The 26,715-nt window shown below is 67.6% G+C and carries 24 protein-coding genes and 1 tRNA gene; 9 read left to right on the top strand and 16 right to left on the bottom strand.

Annotation, left to right across the window (positions count from 1 at the left end; genetic code table 11):
• Positions 1–26: 26 nt before the first annotated feature.
• Positions 27–1,151 carry a CaiB/BaiF CoA-transferase family protein gene (locus tag J5M86_RS03045; protein ID WP_188059575.1) on the top strand — a complete coding sequence of 375 codons (1,125 nt, stop codon included), beginning with the start codon at positions 27–29 and terminating at the stop codon, positions 1,149–1,151.
• A 130-nt stretch (positions 1,152–1,281) separates the two neighbouring features.
• On the opposite strand, the gene J5M86_RS03040 is transcribed toward J5M86_RS03045, so the two are convergent.
• From J5M86_RS03040 to galU, 6 genes are all read right to left on the bottom strand, one after another.
• The gene (locus tag J5M86_RS03040) at positions 1,282–2,193 is read right to left on the bottom strand and encodes a hypothetical protein (RefSeq protein ID WP_188059576.1); all 912 of its coding nucleotides are present in this window, start codon (positions 2,191–2,193) and stop codon (positions 1,282–1,284) included.
• A 277-nt stretch (positions 2,194–2,470) separates the two neighbouring features.
• A complete protein-coding gene (locus tag J5M86_RS03035) occupies positions 2,471–3,082 on the bottom strand; it encodes a GNAT family N-acetyltransferase (protein WP_188059577.1) in 612 nt (203 codons plus the stop codon).
• A gap of 9 nt (positions 3,083–3,091) precedes the next feature.
• Positions 3,092–3,571, bottom strand: coding sequence for a molybdenum cofactor biosynthesis protein B (locus J5M86_RS03030; RefSeq protein ID WP_244328455.1), 480 nt, complete (start codon positions 3,569–3,571; stop codon positions 3,092–3,094).
• A complete protein-coding gene (gene moaC / locus J5M86_RS03025) occupies positions 3,564–3,998 on the bottom strand; it encodes a cyclic pyranopterin monophosphate synthase MoaC (RefSeq protein WP_244328545.1) in 435 nt (144 codons plus the stop codon). The genes J5M86_RS03030 and moaC overlap by 8 nt, the downstream gene beginning before the upstream one ends.
• A gap of 50 nt (positions 3,999–4,048) precedes the next feature.
• Positions 4,049–5,260, bottom strand: coding sequence for a gephyrin-like molybdotransferase Glp (gene glp / locus J5M86_RS03020; protein ID WP_188059579.1), 1,212 nt, complete (start codon positions 5,258–5,260; stop codon positions 4,049–4,051).
• Positions 5,260–6,201, bottom strand: a complete 942-nt coding sequence (gene galU / locus J5M86_RS03015) for a UTP--glucose-1-phosphate uridylyltransferase GalU (protein WP_188059580.1) — start codon at positions 6,199–6,201, stop codon at positions 5,260–5,262. The genes glp and galU overlap by 1 nt, the downstream gene beginning before the upstream one ends.
• An 86-nt stretch (positions 6,202–6,287) precedes the next feature.
• Between galU and J5M86_RS03010 the strand changes: the two genes are divergently transcribed.
• The 6 genes from J5M86_RS03010 (at position 6,288) to mscL (ending at position 10,957) form a co-directional block, all read left to right on the top strand.
• The gene (locus tag J5M86_RS03010) at positions 6,288–6,866 is read left to right on the top strand and encodes a 5-formyltetrahydrofolate cyclo-ligase (protein ID WP_188059581.1); all 579 of its coding nucleotides are present in this window, start codon (positions 6,288–6,290) and stop codon (positions 6,864–6,866) included.
• Between the two features lie 62 nt (positions 6,867–6,928).
• Positions 6,929–8,473, top strand: coding sequence for a potassium/proton antiporter (locus J5M86_RS03005; protein ID WP_244328454.1), 1,545 nt, complete (start codon positions 6,929–6,931; stop codon positions 8,471–8,473).
• 27 nt (positions 8,474–8,500) lie between these two features.
• Positions 8,501–8,860 (top strand): FmdB family zinc ribbon protein, encoded by a 360-nt coding sequence (locus tag J5M86_RS03000; protein WP_188059582.1) that lies wholly within the window; start codon positions 8,501–8,503, stop codon positions 8,858–8,860.
• Positions 8,861–8,962: 102 nt separating this feature from the next.
• Positions 8,963–9,796, top strand: a complete 834-nt coding sequence (locus J5M86_RS02995; RefSeq protein WP_188059583.1) for an S-methyl-5'-thioadenosine phosphorylase — start codon at positions 8,963–8,965, stop codon at positions 9,794–9,796.
• Positions 9,793–10,467: a Flp pilus assembly protein CpaB gene (locus J5M86_RS02990; protein WP_188059584.1), complete on the top strand. Its 675-nt coding sequence runs from the start codon at positions 9,793–9,795 to the stop codon at positions 10,465–10,467. The genes J5M86_RS02995 and J5M86_RS02990 overlap by 4 nt, the downstream gene beginning before the upstream one ends.
• Before the next feature lie 106 nt (positions 10,468–10,573).
• Positions 10,574–10,957: a large conductance mechanosensitive channel protein MscL gene (gene mscL / locus J5M86_RS02985; RefSeq protein ID WP_188059585.1), complete on the top strand. Its 384-nt coding sequence runs from the start codon at positions 10,574–10,576 to the stop codon at positions 10,955–10,957.
• Between the two features lie 245 nt (positions 10,958–11,202).
• Here mscL and J5M86_RS02980 read toward each other — a convergent pair whose 3' ends face one another.
• Both J5M86_RS02980 and J5M86_RS02975 read right to left on the bottom strand, forming a co-directional pair.
• Positions 11,203–14,964 (bottom strand): AAA family ATPase, encoded by a 3,762-nt coding sequence (locus J5M86_RS02980; RefSeq protein ID WP_188059586.1) that lies wholly within the window; start codon positions 14,962–14,964, stop codon positions 11,203–11,205.
• Complete coding sequence (locus J5M86_RS02975) at positions 14,964–16,616, bottom strand: substrate-binding domain-containing protein (RefSeq protein WP_188059587.1); 1,653 nt, start codon at positions 16,614–16,616, stop codon at positions 14,964–14,966. Before J5M86_RS02975 ends, J5M86_RS02980 begins: the two co-directional genes overlap by 1 nt.
• A gap of 109 nt (positions 16,617–16,725) precedes the next feature.
• Here J5M86_RS02975 and J5M86_RS02970 point away from each other — a divergent pair, with 109 nt between their 5' ends.
• Both J5M86_RS02970 and J5M86_RS02965 read left to right on the top strand, forming a co-directional pair.
• A complete protein-coding gene (locus J5M86_RS02970) occupies positions 16,726–18,069 on the top strand; it encodes an AI-2E family transporter (protein WP_244328453.1) in 1,344 nt (447 codons plus the stop codon).
• 81 nt (positions 18,070–18,150) lie between these two features.
• Positions 18,151–18,226: transfer RNA gene (locus tag J5M86_RS02965), tRNA-Arg, on the top strand.
• Here the strand turns inward: J5M86_RS02965 and J5M86_RS02960 are convergent.
• From J5M86_RS02960 to J5M86_RS02925, 8 genes are all read right to left on the bottom strand, one after another.
• Positions 18,210–18,587, bottom strand: a complete 378-nt coding sequence (locus J5M86_RS02960) for a hypothetical protein (protein ID WP_188059588.1) — start codon at positions 18,585–18,587, stop codon at positions 18,210–18,212. The genes J5M86_RS02965 and J5M86_RS02960 overlap by 17 nt on opposite strands.
• Positions 18,588–18,652: 65 nt before the next feature.
• Positions 18,653–18,799, bottom strand: a complete 147-nt coding sequence (locus J5M86_RS02955; protein WP_188059589.1) for a hypothetical protein — start codon at positions 18,797–18,799, stop codon at positions 18,653–18,655.
• Positions 18,800–18,940: 141 nt separating this feature from the next.
• Positions 18,941–20,140 carry a CapA family protein gene (locus J5M86_RS02950; RefSeq protein ID WP_188059590.1) on the bottom strand — a complete coding sequence of 400 codons (1,200 nt, stop codon included), beginning with the start codon at positions 20,138–20,140 and terminating at the stop codon, positions 18,941–18,943.
• Positions 20,141–20,294: 154 nt separating this feature from the next.
• Positions 20,295–22,052 carry a DUF429 domain-containing protein gene (locus J5M86_RS02945; RefSeq protein WP_188059591.1) on the bottom strand — a complete coding sequence of 586 codons (1,758 nt, stop codon included), beginning with the start codon at positions 22,050–22,052 and terminating at the stop codon, positions 20,295–20,297.
• 60 nt (positions 22,053–22,112) lie between these two features.
• Positions 22,113–23,537, bottom strand: a complete 1,425-nt coding sequence (locus J5M86_RS02940; RefSeq protein ID WP_188059592.1) for a wax ester/triacylglycerol synthase family O-acyltransferase — start codon at positions 23,535–23,537, stop codon at positions 22,113–22,115.
• Entirely contained in the window at positions 23,534–24,466 is a 933-nt protein-coding gene (locus J5M86_RS02935) for an alpha/beta fold hydrolase (protein ID WP_188059593.1), read from the bottom strand. The genes J5M86_RS02940 and J5M86_RS02935 overlap by 4 nt, the downstream gene beginning before the upstream one ends.
• Positions 24,453–25,307, bottom strand: a complete 855-nt coding sequence (locus J5M86_RS02930; protein ID WP_208965089.1) for a triacylglycerol lipase — start codon at positions 25,305–25,307, stop codon at positions 24,453–24,455. The genes J5M86_RS02935 and J5M86_RS02930 overlap by 14 nt, the downstream gene beginning before the upstream one ends.
• Positions 25,308–25,369: 62 nt before the next feature.
• A complete protein-coding gene (locus J5M86_RS02925) occupies positions 25,370–26,662 on the bottom strand; it encodes a lipase family protein (protein ID WP_188059594.1) in 1,293 nt (430 codons plus the stop codon).
• Between the last annotated feature and the right edge of the window lie 53 nt (positions 26,663–26,715).

The raw sequence follows: 26,715 nt of genomic DNA, 5'->3' as shown, positions 1-26,715 counted from the left end.
GCGCGCCACGCTCGTAGGGTGAGGCCATGGCGACCGATGCTTCGACGACCGACTTTCCGCTGGCCGGCATCAAGGTGGCCGATTTCAGCCGCGTCCTGGCCGGCCCTCTTGCCACGATGACGCTGGCCGACCTCGGCGCCGACGTGGTGAAGGTCGAACGGCCGGGCATTGGCGACGACACCCGACACTGGGGGCCGCCCTGGACGAAGCACTCGTCCTCCTACTTCGAGTGTGCCAACCGCTCGAAGCGCAGCATCGCCCTTGATCTGAAGGATCCGGACGACGTGGCGCGCGCACGTGAGTTGGCGCTGGATGCAGACGTCGTGGTGGAGAACTTCAAGGCCGGGACGATGGACCGCCTCGGTCTGGGCCACGACGACCTTTCGGCCGCCCACCCGGGCCTGGTCTACTGCTCGATCACTGGCTTCGGATCGGCCGCCGGGGCCGACCTCCCCGGCTACGACTTCCTGGTGCAGGCGGTCGGCGGCTTGATGAGCATCACCGGCGACGCGGACGGCGAGCCCACCAAAGTCGGGGTCGCCCTCGTCGACGTGCTCACCGGCAAGGACGCAGTGATCGGCATCCTCGCGGCGCTGCACGAACGAGACCGCAGCGGGCGCGGACAACGCGTCGAAGTTGCCCTGCTCACCAGCTTGCTCGGCTCGCTCGCCAACCAGGCGTCCGCCTATCTCGCGACGGGCATCAACCCTGGACGCATGGGCAACCAGCACCCGTCGATCACGCCATACGAGACGCTGCGCTGCCGCGACGGACACATCGCGGTCGCGTGCGGTAACGACGCCCAGTTCGCCCGGTTGGCAACGGCTCTGGGGCACTCGTCGTGGAGCACCGACCCGCGGTTCGCCACGAATGAACAGCGCGTCGCGCATCGCATGGAGTTGATCGAAGCTCTCGAGGGAGCGTTGACGCAGCAGGACGCCGACGTATGGCTCAAGCGACTCCGGGTGGCCGGCGTGGCCGCCGGGCGGGTGGGCGACATCGGGTCGGCCATCGCTTTGGCCGAAGATCTCGGGCTGGAGCCGACCGTCGATCTCGGCCCGGAGCATCCGCGCGGCATTCGGCATCCCGTCACGTTCTCCCGCTCGTCGCTGCGGCCGGCGACTCCGCCGCCGGAGTTGCCGGAGCGATGAGCTGATCGCCGTCAAACCTAGCTGGTTCGATTCGGCGGGTTTCGATGCGCCGCTCGTTCCTCACGGCGGCCCAACCGGCATGACGCGAAGAAGGGCCCCCAGTCGGGACCCTTCTTCGACTTCTGATCGGTCAGCCGGCGCGGTAGACCGCGGGCAGTTCTTCGAGGTCTTCGTCCAGCGCGAGGCCGTCGAAGGGGAGGTCCTGCACCGGGACGGGCTGGTCGGCGACCGTCGCAGCGGGCTCGACCGCGGTCTGCGGGGCGCGTTCCTTCATGGCGTACGTCGGACGCGGAACAGCGGTGGGCTGCCAACCGCCTTCGACCGGCTCGGCGACCTCGACGGTCTCGACGACTTCGGTGGTGGAGGAAGCAACGGTGACCTCGGCGGGCTCCTCGAAGCCGAACACCTCGGTGACCGGTGCGACCTGCGCCGGAGCCGCAACGGTCTCGGTGCGCACGGTGCGGCGCGGCGCGCGCGACGGACGAGCAGCCGCACGAGCGCGCTGCTGGGCGATGGCACTGTTACGCAGCCACACCACGACGCCGGCAGTGATCAGCAGACCGGCCAGCGGCAGCAACCACGACACGACGCCGAAGGGCGCCAGCAGGAGGGTCAGCACGGTGAAACCGAGAGCTGCAAGGAGCGAGATGCCGCGCACCTGACGTCCGTTGAGGCTCGACACCTTCGCCACCGCACCGCCGGCGCCGCCGCGCACGCGGTCGACGAAGGACGGGGTGGTCTCGTGCTCGAGGTGGTCGCTGCTCATGTCGTCTCCCACGATGTGCTGACCGGCACGCAAGGACGTGCGCGGTGCCTTGACGCTGACCTCGGGTGCCTGCTGACGCTGCGCACTTCGTGCACGAACCATGGGTGCAATGCCCTGCGGAAGCGGATCGCGCTTGGCGAGCACGCGCATCGCCTCGGAGAAGCGGTCGACCGAGCGAGCGGTCGCCATCGCCTCCCGGCGACGGATCCAATGCTGAAGCAAGTAGGCAGCCCAGATCGCGACGACGAGGAGAATCAACAAGCTGGTGGTCGGCACGAACCCGACGGTAGTTGCGGTCGGGGCTGGTTCCCGGGAGGTCCGGCGCGTGTCGCGACAACCGACACCGTTTTCCCGCAAGCCTTTTCGCGTTCGGGGCTCCGCGGTGTCAGCGAAGATGCTCCAACTCGGTCGGACACGGGCTCACCGATGATCCCAGGAGTGACCAGACGGGCCCACGGCCGTGCCGGATGAAACTCAACCCACCCACTCCACCACGCCACACCAAGGCACTTGGACAGCGCCTGCGTGATCGCCGGCTGTGCCGGATCAAGGCTCAGCCCAGTCGCTCCAGGCGATCGACGACGGTCTCGCCGAGGAGGTCTTCGACAGTGAGCGCGAAGGTGCGGTGGTCATGCCAGGCGCCGTCGATGTGCAGGTAAGCCCGGCGCACGCCTTCGTCCCGCATCCCCAATTTGGCCACGACGCGCAAGCTGCGAGCGTTGTCCGGACGAATGTTGACCTCCACCCGGTGAAGGCCTTCCCGGCCGAGAGCGTGGTCCATGGCCATCGCCAGCGCGAACGGCGTGATGCCTTGTCCGGCAAGCGGCTTCGCGATCCAATAGCCCGCCGCCGCCGACAACAGCGCGCCGCGCGCAATACCGAAGAGATGCACCTGTCCGGCGAGGCGGCCGTCCACCTCCAGCGCGAAGGGGAACATGCGTCCGGCCTTGGCTTCGTGATCCTGCTGGCGCACGAGTTGGGCGAAGGAGATCGTGCCGCCGACCGGATGCGGTGACGAGGAGTCCCACGGACGGTTCCAGTCGGCGTTGTCGCGCCGAAGCGTCAGGAATTCGGCCCGGTCGGCGCGAACCCGCAACGGACGCAGCTTGATCCGTCGTCCGCGGTGTTCGGCTTCGAGGGCGACCGGCCAGGGGCGATCACTCATGGGCAGCCCTCATGCCCGGTGGTCTCCGCCGTGCAGCTGATCGATCGCGTGGTCGAGCACGGGACGCAGGACGTCCAGAGCGTCGCGCACTCCCCCGGTCGAACCGGGCAGGTTGATCACCAGCGTCGTGCCGGCGACGCCGGCGAGCCCGCGCGAGAGCATCGCCCCCGGGATGCCTGCGGCAACACCCGGGGCACGCAGCGCTTCGGGGATGCCGGGGATCTGCCGATCGAGCAGCGGCGCAGTCTGCTCAGGCGTGGAATCGGTGGGGTTGAGGCCCGTGCCGCCGGTGGTGAGGATGAGCGCTGGCTCCGCCTGCAGTGCGGTACGGAGAGCGTGACCCACGGCATCACCATCGGCGACGAGCACGGGGTCGCCCGTGGCGAAGCCCCATTCCCGCAGGGCCTCCACCAGGATCGGCCCCGACCGGTCGGAGTAGACGCCGGACGCTGCGCGGGTCGAGCAGGTGATGACGACGGCGCTACGCACCCGGCTCCACCCAATCGCCGGAGCGCCCCCCGGATTTGGCCGTGACCCGCACGTCGGTGATGCGTGCGTGCTTGTCGACCGCCTTGACCATGTCGACCAGCGCCAGCGCAGCCACGGTGACCGACGTCAGGGCCTCCATCTCGATGCCGGTGCGGTCGGCGGTGCGCACGGTCGCCTCGATGTCGACGCGGTCGTCGAGCACCCTCAGGTCGACAGAAACAGCATGGATCGCCACCGGGTGCGCCAGCGGCACCAGCTCGGGCGTGCGCTTGGCCGCCTGGATACCGGCGATGCGGGCGACCGCGAGCGCGTCGCCCTTGGGCACCTCGCCCGAGCGCAGCGCTTCGATCGCCGCAGTCGAGAGCAGGACGCTTCCGCGAGCACTCGCCTGCCGGGCGGTCACGGCCTTCTGGCTCACGTCGACCATGTGCGCCGAACCGTCGTCGCGCACGTGAGTCAGACCGGATGCGTTGTCAGTCAATCGAATTCACCGTCCAAGGAGAGGACACGCAGCGAGTCGCCCGCCCGCACTTCGTCGACCTCGGCGTCGATCCACGCCAAGCCATTGGCTGCCGCGAGACCGCCCATCAGGTGTGATCCGGGACCACCGCTCACCCTGGCGTTGAGATACGGCCCGTCCGCCTCGATCCAGACACGGGCGATCTGTGCGCGACCCGGCGAGGTGCGCCACCCTTCGACCGCGGTCGCCGTGCCCCAGCGTGCGCTCGTCGGACGTCCGGCCATCGTCCGCAGGGCCGGAGCCACGAACATCACGAACGACACCAAGGCCGACACGGGGTTACCCGGCAGCGCGAAGAGCGGGGTCGTCTCGTCGACAAATCCGAAACCCTGGGGCTTGCCGGGCTGCATCGCGATGCGTTCGAAGGTCACGGCACGGCCGCCCTCGAAGGCTGCTTTGAGCGGCTCGAACTCGCCTGCGCTGACTCCGCCGGTGGTGATGATCGCGTCAGCGAGGGGCGCGGCTTCCTGTACGACTGCCAGGAGGGCCTCAGCGGTGTCATCACTGTGCCCGACGAAGGCCACCTCGAACCCAGCCTGCTCAACCAGTGCCGACAGCATCGGGGCGTTGGAGTCGGTGATCTGCCCGTGCTGCAGCGGGATTCCGGGCGCTTGCAGTTCGTCGCCCGTGCTGATCACCGCCACTCGCGGCCGCGGAGTCACTTCCACGCTTGTCGCGCCGCTGCCGACCAGCGCTCCCATGTGTCGAGCGCCGATGCGGGTGTCGGCCTGCAACACCACCTGACCAGCCTCGACGTCCTCACCGGCACGGCGCACGGAGGCGCCGGGCACCGCCGCCGCGTCGAAGCGCACCTGCTCGGTGCCACCGTCGGTGAGTTCGACCTGGACGATCGAATCGGCCCCGTCGGGCATGGGCGCCCCGGTCATGATCTGCCAGGCGGTGCCCGGTTCGAGCTGGAGCCGATCGGTGCGGCCGGCCGGAATGCAACCGGCCACTGGCAACACGACGTCGGCGGCGGTGACGTCCTGCGCCCGCACGGCATAACCGTCCATCGCCGAGTTGTCGAAACCGGGGAGGCGATGTTGGGCCCGAACCGGCGCCGCCAGCACCAACCCTCGCGCCCGCTGCACCGGTACCTGCTGCGTCGGCAGCCTCCGCATCGCGGCGGCGAGCCGGTCGGCGTACTGCTGCGGGGTCAGCATCGTCATCAGTGCGTCAACTGATGCTGTTCCAGACCGTTGCACTCGTCGGAGCCGGCCCATTCGAGCAACCACTCGCGGAAGTCGGATCCGATCTCGCCGTGACGCACTGCGAGCCGGACGACGGCCTTCATGTAGTCGAGCCGATCACCGGTGTCGTACCGGTTGCCACGGAAGATCACGCCGAGCACGCCACCGCCGGGCTGGTCGCTCGTGGCCTGGGTGAGCAGTGCGTCGGTCAGCTGGATCTCGCCGCCGCGGCCGGGCGCGGTGGTCTCCAGCACGTCGAAGATCGACGGGTCGAGCACGTAACGTCCGATGACGGCGAGGTTGGACGGCGCGTCCGCGGCAGCCGGCTTCTCGACCATCGAGGTCACCCGCACCACGTCCGTTTCGCCGTCGATCGGCTCGACCGCGGCGCAGCCGTACAGGTGGATCTGGTCCTGCGGCACTTCCATGAGGGCCACGACCGAGCCACCGTGCCGCATGCGGGCGGCGATCATGTCCTGCAGGAGCGAGTCAGTTTCGTCGATGAGGTCGTCGCCGAGCAACACTGCGAAGGGCGCGTTGCCCACGTGCGCCTTGGCGCAGAGCACCGCGTGGCCAAGACCGAGCGGCTCTCCCTGACGCACGAAATGCACATTGCCCAGGTCGGCCGACTTACGCACCCGACGCAGCTTCTCGTCGTCCAGCTTGCGCTCGAGGGCGGCTTCGAGTTCCCAGTGGCGGTCGAAGTGGTCCTCCAGGGCCGCCTTGTTGCGTCCGGTGATCATCAGGACGTCGTCGATACCGGCGCGCGCTGCTTCTTCCACGACGTACTGGATGGCCGGCTTGTCGACCACCGGCAGCATCTCCTTGGGGATGGCTTTGGACGCAGGCAGGAAACGGGTGCCGAGTCCGGCTGCCGGGATGACAGCCTTCAACACGGGCTCGTTGGACGCGACGCTCATGACGGTCAGGTTAGTGGAGAACTCTCACTCATCAGCGGTGCTACCGGTGCGAGCGCGCCCAGCCACCCGACGGCACACTGGTGACCATGACCAATTGGGCGGTCGCCCAAGCCAAAGCAACCGTCCGCGAGCAGGTACGTATGCGTCGACGGGAATTGCGCGATGTCGGGCGCGCCGAACGCCCCGCCCTGGCTGCGCGCTACGCAAACACGCTGATCAGCCACCTGGCCACCCACCAACCCGGCACGATCACCGCCTACGAGTCGTGGGCCACGGAGCCGCCCACCGAGGCGCTCATCGCGGGGCTCATCGACCAGGGCTGGCGGGTGCTGGTGCCCGACACCCTCCCCGACCTGGATCTGTCATGGCACGAAGCTGGCCGTCCGAAGGTCGACCTGGGTGTCGAAGCCATCGCGCAGGCCGATGTGCTGCTGATCCCTGGACTGTCGGTCGATCACGATGGCTACCGGCTCGGGCAGGGCGGCGGCTGTTACGACCGCGCGCTCCTGCGGGCACGACCCGGGGCGCCGGTCATCGCGATGATCTTTGATCACGAACTCGTCGACAGCGTGCCCCGCGAGCCGCACGACTGCCGGGTGGACGCCGTTCTCACTGCGGACGCCTTGATCACCCCCGCCCCACCGACTGGAACAATCACGCCGTAACCATCAGGGGGGCGGACGACCCGCAGCGGCCCTGACCGATTCGGAGCCGGAAGGAGCCCGCGTTGCCCCTGACGGACCTGGTCGCGCTGGTTCCCAAGTCCGGTGCCTACGACCTGAACGACCTCACCCGCACTCTGCTCATCGGCAGTGCGGTGCTGCTGGTCGCGATCGCCGCCGTGCGCTTCGCAAACCGATCGGGTCTGCCCACCCTGCTGATCTACCTCGCGATGGGCACGGTGCTCGGCGACGCAGGCTTCGGCCTGCAGTTCAGCGATCCGCTGATGACCGAGGTGCTCGGCTACGCCGCACTCGTACTGATCCTGGCCGAAGGTGGACTCACCACTGAATGGTCGAGCATCAAGGACAGTGTCGTGCCGGCGGCGCTGCTGTCGACGGTCGGAGTCCTCATCTCGGTGGGTGTCGTCGGTGTGGCCGTGCATTTCATGCTGGGTCTGGACTGGACCACCTCGCTGATGCTGGGCGCGATCGTCTCTTCGACCGATGCCGCGGCTGTCTTCTCGGTACTGCGCAAGGTGCCGCTGCCTGACCGGCTCAACGGTGTGCTCGAAGCCGAATCCGGTTTCAACGATGCACCGGTGGTGCTGCTGGTCACCGCACTCGCCGCCGCCGGCGCGAATGCCGGCGATGCACCCAACTGGGGAGCGATTGCGGTCGCTGCCGTGTTCGAGCTCACCGTCGGCGCCGTCATCGGCCTCTCCTTGGGTTACGTGCTCGGATGGGTGATGAAGAACTCCGCCCCTGGGTCGTCCGGCTTGTTCTCGATCGGCGTGCTCGCGGCGTGCGTCCTGGCCTTCTCTGTGGCCGACATCCTGCACACCAGCGGCTTCCTGGCCACCTACCTGTGCGCGTTGGTCCTGGGCAACCTGCACCTGCCGCACCGGCAGGCGGTGCGCGGCTTCGCGCAGTCGTTCGGCTGGCTGGCGCAGATCGGTCTCTTCGTCCTGCTCGGCATGCTGGCGGCGCCTTCCCGCCTGCCGGACCAGTTGTGGCCGGCGATGGTCGTCGGCCTCGTGCTGCTGTTGGTGGCGCGACCACTGTCGGTCTTCGGATCGATGCCCGGATTCGGGATCACCGTGCGCGAGAAGTTGTTCCTCAGCTGGGCCGGGCTCCGTGGCGCCGTGCCGGTCGTGCTGGCCACCGTGCCGTTGACCTTCGGCACGCGCGGCACCGAATGGATCTTCGACCTGGTCTTCGTGCTCGTCGTCGTCTTCACCTTGGTGCAGGCGCCCACGCTGCCCTGGGTGGCCCGCCGCCTCGGCCTGGTGAACCACTCGCACGTGGTCGACGTCGAACTCGAAGCGACGCCTTTGGACGAGCTCAACGCCGAGGTGCTGCATGTGCGGATCGGTGATGAATCCCAACTCAGCGGGGTCGAGGTGCACGAGCTACGCCTGCCCAAGGGCGCCAATGTCACTCTGGTGAAACGAGATTCGGGATCGTTCGTGCCCGGAGACCGCTCCGTGCTGCATCGCGGCGACCAACTGCTCATCGTCACCCCGAGCGCACTGCGCGGTGCGACGGTGCGCCGTATCCGGGCGGTCAGCGCCGACGGCCGGCTCGCCGGATGGCGCCGACCGAAGTCATGACCGGCACACCTCCTAGAATCTGACCTCGTGCCCACCTACTCCTATGCCTGCAAGAACTGCGGCCACCAGTTCGACATCCACCAGGCGTTCAGCGACAACGCCCTGACCGACTGCCCCGAGTGCGGCGGTCAGCTGCGCAAGGTGTTCAACTCAGTCGGCGTCGTCTTCAAGGGCTCCGGCTTCTACCGCACCGACAGCCGCGACAAGTCGTCCTCGACGGGCGGCACCAGCAGCGAGAAGTCGAGCGCTGCCTCGTCCGGGTCGTCCGACTCGGCCAGCAAGAGCGGTTCCGACAGCTCGAGCAGCGGCTCCTCCGCACCCAAGGTCGACAAGCCTGCGTCATCGAGCGCATCGTCCTCGACGTCGTCCTCGTCCAGCTCCGACTGAGCCCTTCGGGCTGACTTCTCCACAGGTCGGCCCAACGGCTGGGTGGTGCACAGGCGCCTTCGTGCAGTCGTCCTCGGTGGCACCCGCGACTAGCCTCGCCGCATGAACTCCACCCCTCGTGCCGAGATCGGCGTCATCGGCGGCTCCGGCTTCTACTCCTTCCTCGACGACGCGCGAACGCTGTCGATCGACACCCCGTTCGGTGCTCCCAGCGACGACGTCGTCATCGGCGAGGTCGCCGGACGCTCGGTGGCGTTCCTGGCTCGCCACGGCCGTGATCACCGCTTCCCGCCCCACCAGGTCAACTACCGCGCCAACCTGTGGGCACTTCGCTCCGTCGGGGTGCGACAGGTGCTCGCCCCGTGCGCCGTGGGCGGTCTCGATCCGAGCTTCGTGCCGGGCACGTTGGTCGTGCCCGATCAAGTGGTCGACCGCACGCGGGGCCGCGCCCACACGGTCTACGACGAACCAGGCGCGGTCGTGCACGTCGGCTTTGCCGATCCTTACTGCGCCCGCGGACGCAACGCCGTCATCACGGCCGGCCACGGTCAGGACGACCTACCGGTCGTCGACTCGGGCACGCTCGTGGTGATCAACGGACCCCGCTTCTCCAGTCGCGCCGAATCCCAGTGGCATCGCAGCGCAGGCTGGTCGGTGGTCGGCATGACCGGCATGCCCGAAGCAGCAATCGCTCGCGAATTGGCCATGTGCTTCACCAGTCTCTGCCTGGTCACCGACTCCGACGCCGGCGTCGAGGGTGACAGCGGCGTCACCCACGAGGAGGTGCTGGCCGTCTTCGGCACCAAGATCGAGCACCTCAAGCGCCTCGTGCGCGAGGTCATCACCTCCTTGCCGGCGCACGAAGCAGACGAGTCAGCCAGCTGCGCATGTCGCCGCACCCTCGACGGACTCCGCCTACCGTTCGAGCTGCCATGACCTCGGGCACGCCCTCGCCGTCGCCGGGCTTCCTGCACGCATTCCGCGGACCAGGACGTAACGCTCGGCTACGGCGCACGCGGCTGCGGCGAGCGATCGCAGCGGCCCTGGCACTGCTCGCGGTCTGGAGCCTGACCGGTGCGCTGCGTCCGGCGAAGGTGCCCACCCAATCGGTCGTCGTGGCGTCCAGGAACATTCCGCCGGGGCACACGATCACCGCAGCCGATCTGCGCATCGTCCAGTGGCCCGAGGACGTACGTATCCCCCACGTCGTCACCACCGCCGAAGCAACCGGACGCCGGACGATCGGCGACATCGCTGCGGGCGAACCACTGACCAGCACCCGGCTACCGAAGTCGGGGTGGTCCGGTGTGGCGGGCGACGAACAGGTCATGGCAATTCCACTGCTCGACGCCGAACTCGGGGCGTTGCTGCAAAGCGGTGACCGTGTCGACATCTACTCTCCGGACGGCGCCCGACTCGTGGGCCGCGCGGTGCGCGTGGTGATGTCGAACACCTCAGTGGTCAGACCAAGCACTCCTGATCGGACGTCCAACAACACCGTCATGGTGGCCGTTCCTGCCCGTGATTCCGCCCAATTGGCCGCGTCCGTGGCCTCTGCCGGCAGCCTGGGAACGGGTCTGGTGGCGGTGATTCGTCCACACCGCTAGCACAACAACTCGGAGACAGCAGGCGTTTCAGGTTTTCTGGTTTTCACTTGCTCCACTACTGTGACCGACGTTTGTTGGAAAAATCCCCGAAAGTAAGGAAAAAGCCGTGAAGGGCTTCAAGGAATTCCTGTTCCAGGGCAACGTGCTCGAGCTGGCCGTCGCGGTCGTCATCGGCTCGGCGTTCGCCAAGGTCGTCGAGAGCTTTGTCTCCGCCATCATCACCCCCGTAGTCAACGCTGCCGGCGGCAAGACCTCCGAGGGCCTCGGCTTCAGGCTCGTCAGCGATCAGAAGAACACCTTCATCAACTTCTCGACCATCATCAACGCGCTGATCGTCTTCGTGATCACCGCTGCGGTCGTCTACTTCGTCTTCGTCCTGCCGGCCAAGAAGCTGCAGGAGCGTCGTAAGTCCGGCGTCGAGATTGCTGCCGACCCGACCGAGCTCGACCTGCTCGCCGAGATCCGCGACGAGCTGCGCGCCCGCCGCTGATTTCAGCACGCTGAGCAACACCGAAGCGGCCGTCCCCACCGGGGCGGCCGCTTCGTCGTTCCTTGCAATCAATCACTCATTCCCAGTGGGGAGGGCGCTGTTCGCGCAGCCAGCGCTCGTGTTCGCGTTCCCGCGTTGCCTGCGACTCCTGCTCCGAGTCGTCCTCGGTGGCGCGGGGCTCGGGGCCGGCTACTCCCCCGGTGGCAGGCCGCACCACCCTGCGAGGCCGTCGATGCCCGCGAGGCTCAGTCGGCATCGCCGTCGTCCGTGCCGCCCGCGCCGTTCAGGTCGGCCATTTCACCAGGTGCATCGACGACAGATGCCAGCCGGGCCAATTGCTGGGCCGGATCGCTGAACACCTCGTGCAGCAGCACCCGCTCGTAGGTCCAACCCCGTCGGCGCAGCTGCCCGGGCCGCACCAGATCGCGGTCGCGCACATTGTGCATCGCCTGGAGCGCGACACCGTCGGTGTCGATCGCCACCTGGGCCGGATCGGAACCGTCCCCGCGTCCCACGACCAGATCGAGCGACGGACGAGCGACCACCCGGTCAGGACGTACCGACAGACCGTCCGCCCGGAGCCGCTCGGCGAGCTCGGCGAGTACGTGCCCGAGCGTGGCTGGGGCGGCTGCCGCGACCGGTCGATCGAGCACACTGCCACTGGAAGCCGTCCGGCGGCGGCGACTCGGACGCTTGGGCGCCGACTGCCGCGTGGAGGGGGTCTCGGAAGGGCTCGGTCCGCCCATCTGCGCATAGGTCAGCAGGTCGCGGAACATCACGGTGCCCTTGGCTCGCAGCGCGCCGATGGCCACCTCGTCGGGTCCGAAACCGACAACGACAACGAGCAACCGGCGCGCCCGAGTGGTGGCGACGAGCAGTTGGCGGTCGCCGACCTCCCCTTCCAACGCTCGTGCCGCAGCGCCGGCCAGTGCACCCGTGTCGTCCACCCGCACCCCGGTGCTGAGCAGCACTACATCGCGGGTGAAGCCCTGGGCGCGTTCGGCGGTGCGCACCACGAAGGGTTCGGCGACGGAAGCTTCCATGAAGCGCGCGAGCGGGGCATCGCTGCGGGCGCGACGCGCGAGTTCTGAACGGATCCGCTCGGCATGCTCCTCGGTCAGCGTCACGACCATCATCGATCGCGGTGTCGGCGACGCGGCATTCGCCGCCACCCGTTCGGCCACCTGATCGATCTCCGAAGCAGCCGGAGCCTCACCGTGCACGACGTCCAGTCGGACGCAACGCTCGGCGTCGCTCGCAGGGAACACCTGCACCCGGCCCGCGTACGCCTGCAGGTTGGCGAACTCGAACAATCTCGCGTCGTGCGAGCGGTAGTGGGTGCGAAGCTCCACCGCGGGCACCAGCGGCATGAGTTCCTCGAAGACTGAGGAGGCGTGGCGGGTGGCGGGTTCGCGGCCGGCATCGACGGCGAATGGACGCGGCTGCAACAGGCGTTCGTCACCGAAGAGCACCGTCTGCGTGGCCCGTCGCACCGCCGGGATCGCCTCCGCGGTCGACACCGAGCTCGCCTCGTCCATCGCGAGGACGTCGAACCACACCCCGCCGGACACGTGGGCCGGCACCAGCAGCGGGCTCATCGCCCAGCACGGCATCAACGCCATGAGCAACTCGGGTGCATGCGGCAGCAGCTCGCGCAGACTGCTGCCCTGATGCAACCCCTGCTGCACGGCGCGCACCTGCTCGGGCAGGTTGCGCACCACGAAGCGGACGCGCTCATCGACCTTGGCTCGCACCTGCGCGACGTGGCGGCTCCGGGCGACGTCGTCCTCCGCCGCGAGGTCATCCAGCAGCTTCGACATCTGGTCGCTGGCGGTGATCACCTGCCCGTCCAGCTGCGTCGACAACTGGTCGAACAGCGATGTCCACCAGATGAATTCAAGTTCGGCGACCACTTCCTCGGCAGGCACGCGGCGCATCGCGAGGTCGTCCAGCAGCGGGCCGAGGCCCTGTGCCCGCAGGGTGTCGAGATCGTGGGACACCTGCGGAAGGACGGCGAGACGGTCACTCGCGCGGTGCAACCGCGACAGGCGCGCCTGCAGGGAATCGAAGGAGCGGTCGAGCAGGTCACCGCCGTCGGCGGTCGTCTCCAAGCGGCCGGTGAGCCACTCCAGTTCCTCCCGCAGTCGTTCGTGGGCATCGAGCGCCTCACCCAGGCCCTTGGCGACCGCCGGAACGGCACCGCCACCGGCGAGAGAGCGCCAGTGTCGACGCTGACGTTCGGCCTGCACCAGCACACCGTGCAGACCAGGGCGGGGGCCAGGACGCAGGAGGCCCTGGGCCTGCGACACCAACCTTCGACGCTCCATAATTCCCAGTGCCTGGCCGTGCTCCCGGCGATAACCACGTGCACCGGTGGCGGCGGCGAGGTCTGCCAAAGGAGCGCTGAAAACCTCGGGTCGGAAGACTTCCAGCGTCGTCTCGACCTGACGGATCAGGTCGAGGCAGTCCTCCTCCTCGCGCATCGTGGACGGAGTCGGCAGACCCACCTGGTCGAAGAGTTCTTCGATGAGTGCGCGGTGTGCAGCCAACCGGCCTTCGGCCAGTTCGGCGACGCTGGTGCGAGCGCGTTCTGCCTGCTGCTCGCCCACGATCGTCGCGCCGTACCACGGGTCACCCTCTGGACCGGTCGACCACGCGCCGGCCCGCGCCACACCGAGCAGGCGGCGTCCGGCCTCGTCCCGCTGGGTCGGCGACATCGCCTGCAGGTCATCGGACGACAGACGCGCGCGTGAGTGGGGCGCCGGCCGACGGTGGCCGAGTTCGGTGATCTTCTCGATCGTCTCCCGCAGCGACACGTCCCAGGGCCGCTGCGGAGCATGCATCGCCTCGTGGTGCGCCTGCAATCTCGCCGCGGTCACATCGGGTTCGGGCAACGAATCGACCTGCGCGCCCTCCGCCGCCACCGCCTCCTGGATGCGACGGTTGAAGAAGGCCTCGAACTCAGGACCCGGCCGACCGTCGCCGAGGTGCATGACCAGATCGTCCAGCCCGACCTGCGCAAGACGATGCTGCACCGACTCGATGGCGGCCAGCTTGTGGCTGACCAGCAAGATCGGACGCCCCTGCGCGGCGAGTTCGGCGATGAGCGCGGCGATTGTCTGCGTCTTGCCGGTGCCGGGTGCTCCTGAGACGGTCAGATGAGCCCCGGCCAGGACGGCGTCCAGTGCAGCCCGCTGGGCCGAGTCGATCGGCAGGACGGCCGGGGCGCTCTGCACCCCGGTCGGGTCGACCGGCGGCGGCACGGCCCGCACCGCGTCGGTCGCCTCCGGGTCTGCGCACAGGGCGCTCACCACCGGATGCATCGGTGCCAGCGCACCGGGGTCCATCAGGTCGGCCACGAGATCGGTCTTGCTGACGTTGAAGGTGCTGATCACGAAGCGATGATCGATCGCGAAGCCCCGCACCGACTCGCACGCCCGGGCGATCTCCTCGAAGACCTTGCGCGGGTCGGACGCGGAGCCGGCCTTGGCCAAGGCAGCGAGCGCCTCGACGTCCAGTTCGACGCCGTGTTCGCCCGAGAGGTAAGCCACAAAGGCGGGGTTGACGCCCGGGTCACTGTCCAGCGTCAGGGCAAGGTCATCGGTGTGCCCGACCACCGGCCGCATGCGCACTCTGCGCAGCAGCACCGGAGCCAGCGGGCGGCGTCCGGCACCACGAACCTCCCAGTGCGCGAGCCCGATGCCGAGCCAGCAGGAGTCGATGCCGCGATCCTCTTGCAGCTCAACGGATTTGGAGCGGATCAATCGACCCCGGCGGGCTGCTTCGGAATAGGCGTACGACTCGCGCACCAACTCCGAGAGGCGAGCGCTGCCGGAGGAGAAGAAGCGCGCAGTGCCCGCCGGGTGGGCACCGGTCAGGTCGAGCACCCCGCGCCCGTGGTCGTCGAACCACAGCAACGTGTTGGCGCCACCGAGTTCGGCCAGCTCACGGCGCCACTGCTCGATATAACCCACCGAGGAGTCAGGCGCGAACGGTGCGGAGCCCATCAGCTTCGGTGCAGGAAGGCATCGACGAAGACCGTCGAAATCTCTGCGGGGTTCTTGGTGACGTAGGAAAGACCGTCGGTCGACTTCGCGACCTGCTTCAGCGCCTCCGGGTCGGTTTCGTCACCCATGGAGATCGCGACGATCTTGATCGGTTTGTCGGCGTTGTACGCCTTGCGAAGGTTGCCGAGCAGTTGCTGCAATGACAGGCCGCCGCCCGGATCGTCGTTCTTGCCGTCGGTGAGCACGACGATCGAGTTGACGTAACCGTCGCGGTAGGTCTTGGTCGCCGACTGATACGCCGCCCAGATCGAGTCGTACAGACCGGTGTCGCCGTTGCGCGCCACCAGGCCCGGGAGCAGACCGAGCTTGGTGATGAGTTCGTTCTTGTGCTTGATGCCTGCAGGGGTGTTCCCGATCTCCGCGACATTCGGCACCATCGCCAGGTAGTCCTTCCCCCTGCCGTCGAGGTTGGTGCTGAAGGCCCAGGCACCGATCTGCGTGGTGCCGGGCAGCGCGTTCAAGGCGAGCTTGGCGGTGTTGCCCAGCAGGTCGGCCCTCGTCTGCCCCGGGCTCACCTCGATGTTCATCGATCCGGAGACGTCGACCAGCACCAGCATGCGGGCGTCCTTGGCGAGGTCGTTCCACGACTTCACCGAGCTGACGTTCTCCGTCGGGCTCGGGGTGCGCGCAGCACGCAGATCGGTGGGTAGAGGCGAGCCGGCCGGAGCTTGTCCGCCGGGAACGCGCAGACCGGCGCTCTCCAGGCTGGTCTTTGCGGCCGGCGAACGCAGCGCGGCCAGGAGGGCGTCCGTCGCCGTCGTCGGTGCGCCGCTGCCCTTGATCGGCCGCACGAAGGGATAGTCGAGGCTCGGTGCGCCCTCGTCCGGCACCAATGCCCGCATCGGTTTACCCGGGTTGGCCTTGTCGAAGGCCATCAGCTGCTGCTCCGAGAGCGGGTAGGCACGCGCTTGATGGGGGCCGGCTGCTGCTCGCTGGGCCAGACCCTCGGGCGACAGGGTGGACCGGCTCAACCTGATGACTGCACGCAAGAGGTTAGTGCGGTCTTCCCGGTTGGTGGCGGTGCGATTGGCCATTGCCAGCGTCTCGAGCGCGGACGCCGAAGCCCCGGTGTTCTGCAGCGAGACCGGAAGCTGTCCGGCGGCCATCACCTCGCCCCAGGTAGCAGCCGTGTCCAGGCCGGGAAGTGCCTTCTGTGCGTCCGGCACCCCGATCACGATCGGTGAGCTGGCGATCGAACCGCTGCTGCTGACCCAGCCGGCGCCCAGGGTGGCGGTGGCGTCGTCGACCCACACCGAGGAGTCGGGGATCCACACGTCAGGGATGCCCGTGCCGCCGGCCTTGACCGCCTTGTTGGTCGATTCACCTGACGCGCGGGTCACGACGTACTGCGCGCAGACCGCGGGGTTCTTGGCGAGTTCCTGCGCCTGCGCGGCGACCGTGCCGTACAACTCGGGAGCGACGGCGACACTCACCTTTGCGGGGGCGGCACAGGAGGCGGTCGAATCGGCGGCAGTGGTCATCCCCGCGACCGCAGCGGTGGAACCGAGCGCAAGCGCGAGCAATCCCGCACCGGCGGCGACACGGCGGCGGCGCGGCACTGAACGCTTCTGCGGAGCAACGGGCGAGGTCATCGATGAGAAGGTTACCTGTCGGTTCAGCGCGGCGTCCCCGACGAGCCCTCCAAGCTGGTTGGGTGATGACGCCGACGTAATCCAGCAGTGCCAACCGAGGAGATTGACGGTGGGAAAGTTGCGCATTCCGCGCATGGGGCGTTCTGACGACGCCGCGAACAAGGCAGCCAGCCAGGACGACGCGGTGCCCGCGACCGGTGCTGCGCGCCTGCGGGGACGTTTGCGCCCCGCCACGCCGGAAGACCCCGTCGTCCGCACCCCGAACGAAGGTGTCGACCGGGGCATGGTCATCGGACGCGGGCTGCGGTGGACCTCCAGCTGGGCATTGCGCGGCTTGCTGATCTTCGCGGCGTTGTGGGTCTCGTTGAAGATCATCGGGCTCTTCTGGTCGGCGCTGCTCCCGGTCTTCCTCGCCCTGACCGTGTCGACGGTCTTGTGGCCGCCGGTGCGCTGGCTGCGCCAGAACGGCTTCCGTCCGGCCGCAGCCGCCGCCACTGTGTTGCTCTCCTCGATTGCGGTGGTGAGCAGCATCTTCGCGCTCATGGCGCCGTCGGTGTCGTCCCAAGTGCCTGAGCTCACCAAGAACTCCATCGACGGCGTCCGCAAGGTGCAGGACTGGTTGCAGGGTCCGCCGTTCAACGTGCAGCCCGATCAGATCGACAACGCCGTCAAGGCCGTCACCGACAAACTGCAGACCTCCGGCGACAAGATCGCCTCGGGCGTCTTCTCCGGCGTGTCGGTCGCCAGCGAAATCCTGGTCACCCTGTTGGTCGCGGCCATCCTGACCTTCCTCATGCTCAAGGACGGCCCCAACTTCCTGCCGTGGCTCCGCTCGGTGGCCGGCCGGGGGGCGGGCGCACACCTGACCGAGTTGCTCAACCGCGTGTGGCAGACCTTGTGCGGATTCATTCGCACCCAGGCGATCGTGAGCGCGGTCGATGCCACCTTCATCGGTATCGGCCTGATCGCGCTGCGGGTGCCGCTCGCGATCCCGCTGGCGATCATCACCTTCTTCGGTGGGTTCATACCCATCGTCGGTGCTTTCGTCGCCGGCTCGCTGGCGGTGCTGGTGGCGCTGGTGACCAAGAGCGTCACGACGGCACTGCTGGTGCTGTTGATCGTCGTGCTCGTGCAGCAGATCGAAGGACACGTGCTGCAGCCGCTGCTGCAGAGCCGTTCGATGGCGCTGCATCCCGCGCTCATCCTGCTGGGTATTGCCCTGGGTGGTCAGCTCTTCGGCATCGTAGGTGCCTTCTTCGCGGTGCCGGTGGCGGCGACCGTCGCGGTCACGCTGCGCTACCTCGGCGAACAGATCGACCTGCGCACCGGCGATCTCGACCCAGAATCGGTCAAGCCACTGACCCCGGAAGGTAAGTACGCCGTCGAACAGGCACGGGACGACATCCACCCGGAGACGAAGCCCGACCTGGCCGACAAACTCACCGATCTCTGAGCTGGCGGGGCGCTCGCTGGTTGGATTCAGCGAGCGCCCAGCCAGCATCTACACTGCTACGGCCGGTGCACACCGGCCCCCGCCCTCGTAGCTCAGGGGATAGAGCACCGCTCTCCTAAAGCGGGTGTCGCATGTTCGAATCATGCCGGGGGCACCAAAAGCTTGTCGAGACGCTGCCGCATTCCCAGCGAGTAGTTACTTCGCCTGATGGTTGACTTTGGTCTTCGGTTAACGCCTGACAGGGGTTCGGCTGATGCTTGCGACTCCCTGATCGCTACCGGGCGAGACCAAAGCTCCAAGTCTTGCCAGTCTTCCGGCAGCATCATCATGTCCGGACTCTGAGTTCGGATCGAGGCGAACTGCTCTAGCGTGTGGCGCAGCTGGCCGACGAGGCCGTGTCGGTCGTCGTGGCGCAGCAGGTACGCGATGACTGCGAGTGTGCCGTAGACGCGGTCTACGCGAGCGCGGGCGTGATCGAGGAGTGGATCGCCCTTGCGCCGGTTGAGCTGCGGCTTCATGCCGATCGCGCGGTTCCAGAGGCGACCGTGGTGGGGAACGACGCTGCGAACGATGTTGATTGCCTTCAGCCAGGATCGCAGTTCGTCCGCCCGGGCTGAACGGCGTCGTCCGCGCGATGCGGATCGCGGCAGACAGCAACCGGCATGCGGCGCAGCATGGGTCCCGCTTCAAGGACGAACAGCCTGAACTGTTCTTCTTCTTCGGCTTTCATCAGTTCACCTCTTCCATCCACTAAGACGGAGGAGTCACCCGATCGGACAGGTCAATCATTGAAGTTGTGGAATCGCGACGACGATGGCCGCGATCCGACGAGGGAAAACGGCCTGCACCCGGCCGATGAATCGAGCCGAACTCAGCCGGCCGGGGTCGCGTCGCACGACCCGTCACCGCGCATCGCCTCGACGGTGCGCTGGTAGGACGCGGGGTTCTTCGTCTGGCTGACCGGCGTGATGACGTAGCCGTTGTGATCGACATAGGTCGGGTTGTACGTGAGCTTCTGGGAGGTCTTGCCGTCCTTGTCTCGGCTCAACGTGACGGTGGTGAGGACGCCGTCCTGCGCCATCGGAGCAAAACCGACGGACGGCCCCTGCTGCGACAGCATGTTTCCGTTGGAGTAGACGACGTACCGGCCGTTGATCTTGGCGCACTGCTGCACGACGTGCGGGTGATTGCCGATGATGTAGTCGACCATCCCGGAGTTCAACAGCGCAGGGGCGATGCGCAACTGGTCGGGCGACAACTGTCGGGTCTGCTCGATGCCCCAGTGGATCGACACCACGACGAAGTCGGCACCGGCGTCGCGTGCCCGCTTGGCGTCGGCTTTCAGGCCTTCGACACCGCGCAGTTCGTACATGTTGTCCTTCATCCACGGCACGGCAGCCGGGACGAACACCTGGTCACCGATCGCGTTCGACAACGTGAACGAGTACGAGAGTTGGGCGACCTTCACGCCCTTCACGTCGTACACCGCCGTCTGGTCCTTCGGATCCGGCGCCGGCCCGGAGGCCTTCAGGCCCACCCGGTCCATCTCGTTGCGGGTCTGCTGGATGCCGGTTTCCTTGGCGTCGTAGGTGTGGTTGTTCGCGGTGCTGCACCCGTCGAAACCAGCGTTCTTCACCGCGTCGGCCACAGTGTGCGGCGAGTTGATGATCGGCGCAGTGGCTGCCACCCGCAGCGACAGATTGGTGTCATTGCTGCTCAGCGGCGTCTCAAGCTGGCAGATCGCGAGATCGGCCTTCTTCAGGATCGGTGCCACCTGGGCGAACATCGGGTTGAAGTCGTACTTGCCGCCCGTCCCGTTCGCGCGGGCCGTCGACAGCACACCGGGGTGCGGAAGGATGTCGCCGGACGCCGCAATGGTCAAAGTGACAGGTTTACCGGTGACCTTCGGGCCTGCCTCGGAGGTCGTGCCACCCGCACCGCTCGAACTGGACGACGAGCCCTTGCCACCACCGGTGGTGGACGCAGAGCCACCCGACTCGCCGGATCCGAGTGAACAGCCGGCCAGCAGGCAGGAGGCGGCCAGGGCAGCGAGCGTGGCGTGACGGCGCATGATGTGAGTATCCCCTTGTCGATGGCCGATCCGCGGAGCCACACGCAACAGCGAGCGACGCGGACCGACTTCTTGACCGCCGATCCTACTGAGCCCGGCCCACAGGTTCACGCACAGATCACCGCTCGGCGGGCCGGGTCGGTGACGAGATGGATCAGGCGGCTTTGGTCATCTTGACCAGTCGAGCCTTCAACCGGTCAACCCGATGCGCATTGTCGTGCAGCGCAATGTATCGCTCACCGTGCGCGACCAGCAGGGCGTCGTCCAGTCGGCGTACAGCACCCGGCACGCTGCGATAACCCATGCGGTGATCGATCACCGACATGTCGACCGCCCGGATCGACTCCGCCAGCTCCGCCAGCGAGGTGATGCCCAGCTCGAGCACGAGCCCGGCGATCCAGGCGTAGTGCTCCGGACGCGACCAACTGGAGTCGGCGTACTGACCGGCCAGGAACGCTGCCAGCTCGCGCGGGCTGATCCGCGGGTCTTCCTCGGGCTGCGCCTCGGGCACCTCGTGGACCCCGCTGCGCAGGCGTTCGCGGATCGTGGAGAACTCTTGATCGGCGAGTTCGAGCAGACCCGCAGCCAGGCTGAACCGGCGGTCGAAGTCGGAACGGTATTCGTCGGGCACCGTTCCCTTGTAACGGATGTCGTGCTCGAACTCCGCCCACGCGTGCTGCAGCACCGTGCGGATCTGCACCTGCACCGGACGATCACCCACCGCCGGGTGCACGGCCTGATCCGCCGGGGCCAAACGGATCTGCAGGTGCCGGCTGGCGTACCCGAAGCGTCCTTCGCTGGCGGTCTCCTGCCCCATGTCGCGGTCGTCGAGCACCTCGGCCTCGGACGCCAGCAGTTGCGCCACGGCGGCAACGTCACTGTGGACGTAGGTGATGACGCGCAGCCCGATGGTGTCGCCGATCTGTGCGATCGGGTCGGCGTAGAGCGGCACTCCGTCAGCCATTCGTCCGGCCTTCTCGGCGAACGACTCGATCGACTTGGCCCGCCCGGTGACGCTCAGATAGTTCAGGCCGGCTTCGTCGAGGATGCCGACGACCACGGCGCTCGCCTCGTCCGCCGCCCGACGCAGGAGGGGGTAGGTGCCGGCGTAACGCCGGGTCGCGCGACGCACCACCTCGACGTGTTGGGCTGCACGCGGTGGTCGGGGCGAGGGCACGAGATCAGCCGGCAGGCGCGGGGTGACGATGTAGCCGTCCGGATATTGCCCGTAGGTGACGACATCGGTTGGGCGGTGCTCGCGGTAATAGACGACATAGGCACAGATGACGGCATCGACCTGGTCCTCGGCCATCCGCAACTGCGACTTGCGCGACGCCCCCTCGATGGAAGCGACCAACTCACGCCACTCGGTGTTCAGCGCGACGTGCGCCGCGGGTTGGGCGGACGACAGCGATTCCACCAGCCGGGTCAGGGCGAGCAATTCGGTGCGCATGTCGTCGACCGAGCGCCCCTGCTTGTTCTTGTACTTCAGCGTGCGGCCGAGGCGGAACAACGCCACCGTGGCGGCGTGTGGGTAGACCTCGACTGCGCGTCGCGGAGCGCTGGATGACGGGTCGATGGCGAACCCCAACAAGGCACAGACCCGGGCACCTCGAGGACGCTCGGTGAATGCCGGGTTGGTGCGGTTGGCCGGGTGCGCTCCCGCGTCGAACTTCGCGAAGTCGTGGTTGAGCAGCTTCTCTGCCCGACGAGTGCCCGTCTCGTTCGTGACCACCAAAGGAGCATCGATGCCCGCAACCGCCCAGTCGGAGAGATAAGGCGTGACCGCTGCTGCGATCTCCTCGTCAGTGATCACCGACGAAAGATGTTGCAGCACACCGTGATCGTCGATGACGGCGACGCCGGTGCGGCTCTTCTCGCCCCAGGCCAGATCGACACCGATGAAATGCATGAGTGCAGCATGTCAGGCATCACCCTCCGGACAAGGCAACCGGCCGACCTGAGCTACGGGTTACGCCGTCGATGCCTCGAGCAGCAACTGCAGTTCTTCGCGGGCCCAGTCGCAGATCTGCTGCGGATCAGGCACGAGTTCAGGACACGTCGTGATGCCAAGATGCAAGGTGTCCTTGTGCCCGAGCAGGGTCACATTCATGCCCATGCCGTCCGCGACGACGGAGACCGGATACATGCGTTCCAACCGGGCACCGGCGAGGTAGACGTCCTGGGTGCCGCCCGGGACGTTGGAGATCACCAGGTTGAAGGGCCGCATCGCCCGGAAGAGCCCGCCGTCCCAGACAGCCCGGCTCGCCGCGCCGAGGATCATCGGCGGCGCGAACTCCATCGCCGACACCAGGACGTTCGGTGGTACCGCTCCCCCGCTGCGCTTGGCGGCCTTGCTGAACTTGCTGCTGCGCTTCAGCCGGCGCAGCGGGTCGTCCAGATGGGTGGGCAGCGTCGCCAACATCGCGGTCACGTAGTTGCCCTGCGTCGAACGATCGGGTGAGTGCACCGCGACCGGCACCATCGCCACCAACGGCTGCGACAACACTCCGCCGTCGTGCAGCAGCCAGCGTCGCAGCGCCCCGGCGACAACGGCCATCACGACGTCGTTGACCGATGTGCCGAAGGCTGTCTTCACCTGCTTGATATCAGCGAGCGGCAGGTCGGTCACCCCGACGCGGCGGCGCCGCGAGATCTTCGCGTTGAAAGAGGTGACCGGCGTGCGAACCGGCAACGAGTCTCCTGCCTGACTCTGCTGGGAAGGTTTGCGCTGCAACGGATTTCGCGGTTTCGCGGCGGTAAGGGCAACAAGTCCCGGTAGCCAGCGGGCCAGCCCGGTGGCGATGGTCCACGCGTCCCCGGGCCGTCCGGCCAGGTGCACCAGCGAGCGTGCCACCATGCCTGCGCCGGAGGGCGCCGATCGCGGCTCGAAGACCGCCGCCTCACCGGCCGGAGCGTCCGGGTCGAGGTCGATCAGGGCGCCCAGCACCTCCATGCCTGACATCCCGTCGATGACGACGTGGTGGGTCTTGGTGAAGATCGCCACGCGGTCGTCAGGCAGACCGGTGATCAGGTAGGTCTCCCAGAGCGGACGGCTCATGTCGAGGGGACGCTCCTGCAGTCGTCCCACGAGTTCGAGAAGTTGGCTCATCTCACCCGGAGACGGCAGGGCACTCTCGCGCACGTGGTACGACAGGTCGAACCGGTCGTCATCGACCCAGTACGGCCGGTCGAGCCCGAGCGGCACGGTCGCCAGCCGCTGCCGGAAGACCGGCACGCGTTCGATCCGGGTCGCCACGAACGAGGTTAAACGCGCCAGGTCGAACTTGCCGTCGACGTCGCTGGGATCGAGAATCAACAGGCTGCTGATGTTGCCGGTCATGGTGGCCGTCTCGAGAGCCAGGAACGCCGAATCCATCGGCGAGAGTTGCTTCATGCAGCGAGTATGCCGTGCGACTCCACCCAGGAGAGCATGGTCTTGGCGGTGCGTTCGGGGTGTTCCATCATCGGCACGTGCCCTGTGTCGTCCCACTCGGCGTAGAGCCAGCGCGGGTTGCCCTTCTTCGCCCAGCGCGCCGCCTCGATGTCGACCAGCCGGTCGTGCGTGCCGTGGATCAGCAGCACCGGTGCCTTGATGCGGTGGTAGCGGTCCATGACGGCGCGGTGAGCGATTGTCTCCTGGAACATCGTGCGCGCAGCGACGCCGAGGGCTGCCAAGGCTTCGGGAAACCTGCGCCGCGCCTTGGCCATGTCGACATGGGCGTCGAACATCTCCTGGTCGCGGATGGTCCAGTCGGCGAAGCAGAGGCGCATGGTGTGCTCGATCTCCGCCTCCGGCGTGATCGGACGCTTGCGGGCCTTGCCCACGACGCCGCGCGCCGCCGGCGTGATGAGCGATCGGAGGGAGGCGAGTTGGCGCCCGGGGTAGCGCCGCGGGGCCGGCATGGCGGGGTTGAGCAGCACCACGCCACGCACGGCGTCCGGGTGGGTGGAGGCGAGCATCGAGACGATGAGCCCGCCCATGGAGTTGCCGGCAACGACGGCGGGCTCGCCGAGGACCTCCTCGATGAACTGGCGCACGAGTTTGGCGTTGTTGCGCACCGACGAACTGCGTTCGACCGCCCGGGTCAGACCGTGCCCGGCAAGATCGACTGCGTAGACGCGGTAGCCGGCCTCGCGCAGGTACGGCGCGAGGAGCACGTAGTTGAGCGCCATGCCGCCGAGCCCGTGCACCAACACGAAGGGCACCGCGTCGGAGGGTCCGCCGAAGTCGATGTAGGCAACGGGACCGTCGAGATCGATCGATCGATATTCACCACCCCACTTCTGCGCCAACTGCGGAAGGGAGGTGTCAAGCGACGACATCGGCTGCTCCATGTGGGTTGTCGGGACGGGGGAAGAAGGGGCGCAGGAGACTCGGGGGCCGGAAGGGCTGCCAGTCTCCTTCGGGTTGCGCGAGGCGATCGGCGATCGCGAAGAGGACGTGGGGGTCGAACCCGATCGAGAGATGGCTCGAACAGACCCTGATGTTCTCGGAGTGGTCGGTCGGAGGTTCGATGCAGTGCTGCCAGGCAACGATGCCGTCCTCCCGCGAGTAGATGGAGGTGGTCGGCACGCTCAGTGGGAAGGCGCTGCGGCCGGTGGCCGTCGTCTGCGTTTCGTCGACGGCGTGCAGGTGCCTGAAACGGGTGTAGATCGAATCGGCGCGCGACTGGTCGAAACGCTGCAGCCGGTAGGGAGTGGCGAGGGTGATCACCTGCCGTACCGAGTCGGGGAATTCGTGGGCCAGTTGGCGGGCGTAGATGCCGCCCAGGCTCCAGCCGATGATCGACACCTTCGACCGGTTGCGACGCGCAATGCGCTGCAGCGCGACCGGCAGTTCGGCGCGTACCGCGGCGGTCGGTCCGACATTGCGGCCAAGATGCCACGCGTACGGCCGGAACCCACGCAGCCGTAGGAACTGCCGCAGCGCGAGCGTCGAGGTGTCGTTCGCCGAAAGCCCCGGCAGCACCAGCACCGGATGCCCGTCCCCTACTGCCGTTTTCGGCAGCAGGGGCACGGACGCCAGCATCAGCTGTACTCCGAGAGCGGCGCGTGGGAATTCCGTGGCGAGGCGCACCGCGGACGGAGCCCGCGCCAGCAGGTCCGCAGCCGAGGCGCGGAACGATGCGGACACGTCGTCCGGGGTGGTCGCTTCTGTCTCCACGGTTCCCATCTTGCCGTTTTCGTCGCCGGATAGCGGCGAGAACGGCGTACGAACGTGGCCGGTCAGACCGTGCCGCAGTTGGTGGCGATGGGCTTTGCGGCGAAGCGGTCCATCAGCCAGGTCGTGGCCGGGTCGAGGTCCTTGATCATCGGCGTGACGTGGTTGAGCACGGTCTTGTTGCCGAGGTTGAGGCCAGGAACCGGCACGTAGGTGACATTCGCGCCACGCGCGCACCAGTCGACGGCGAGCTGCCGGGCCTGGGCGTGCGGAACGATGTCGTCGACGACACCGGTGCTCACCCGCACCGGCGCGGTCGGGCGCAGACGGCCCAGGCGCTGCTGGTCGAGCACAGCGCCCACCGCCGGGTTGGCGTCAATCACTGCGGACATCGGCTTCCCGCTCACGGTCCACGAAGAACTCTTGGCGAAGGGGTACTTGAAGATGATGTCGCCCGTGCACATCGTCGACAGATCCTTCAGGGCCGCCTTGCCGGCAGCATTGGTCTCGGCATCGACGTACGGACGCAACTGCGGGTATGCCTGCACGAACCCGTTGAGCGACCACCCGGCGGCACCGGCGATGGCACTGCCGTCGATGCCCTTGAGGGTCTCCTTGAGGTCGGCCGGGGGTGCTCCTGCTGCCGCGCCGGCCAGTTGCACATCGGGTGCGTACGTAGGTTGCAGTTCTGCTGCGGAGGCAGTCGATCCGCCACCCTGGCTGTAGCCGTAAAGGCCGACCTTGCTCTGAGCCGTGACGGTGGCACCGGGCACGGAGCGAGCAGCTCGCGCGGCGTCGAGTGCGGCGTGACCCTGGTCGATCCTGTTGACGTAGGTGTGCAGGCGGTCGGTAGCGCCGAGTCCGACGTAGTCGGTCACCATGACGGCGACCCCCTTGGACAGCAGCTTGTTCATCGCGATGTTCTCGTAGCCGATCGTGAACGTCTCGCCGGTCACAGTGATCGGGCGCTCCAGACCCATGCTCGGTGCGCACTGGTCACCCTGACCCTGGGTGCCGGGCGAGAGCACGACGAGCGGACGAGGACCAGGCCCGCTCCAGGCGGTCTTCGGCTCCAGGTAGGCGCCGGTCACGCCGGCCGGAGCGCCGGTCGAGTCAGTGGTCTTGTACATGACGCGGGTGGCCTTGGCCGGCAAGGAGGAGAGGATGCCGGGCAGCCACCACGCGATGGTCATCGGCTGGCTGCGCACGATCGCACCGTTGGCCGCGGGCAGCGAAGCGGGGACGTCGTAGAAGGCCGGGATGACGACACCACGGGAGACGGCAGCTTCTGCCGGAGTGGCAGTGGCCATGAGGGCGAGTGCTGCGGCGAGCGCGGCGGTACGGCGTACGTAGGGCATGGGCACTCCAGGGGCCGCAGAGAAATCAGGCGAACTTGAACGCTCGTACAGTC

This window comes from Yimella sp. cx-51 (genome assembly GCF_017654605.1).
GTDB lineage: Bacteria > Actinomycetota > Actinomycetes > Actinomycetales > Dermatophilaceae > Yimella.
Note: the sequence above shows the minus strand (reverse complement) of the source record. Positions and strands in the feature narration are given on the sequence as shown.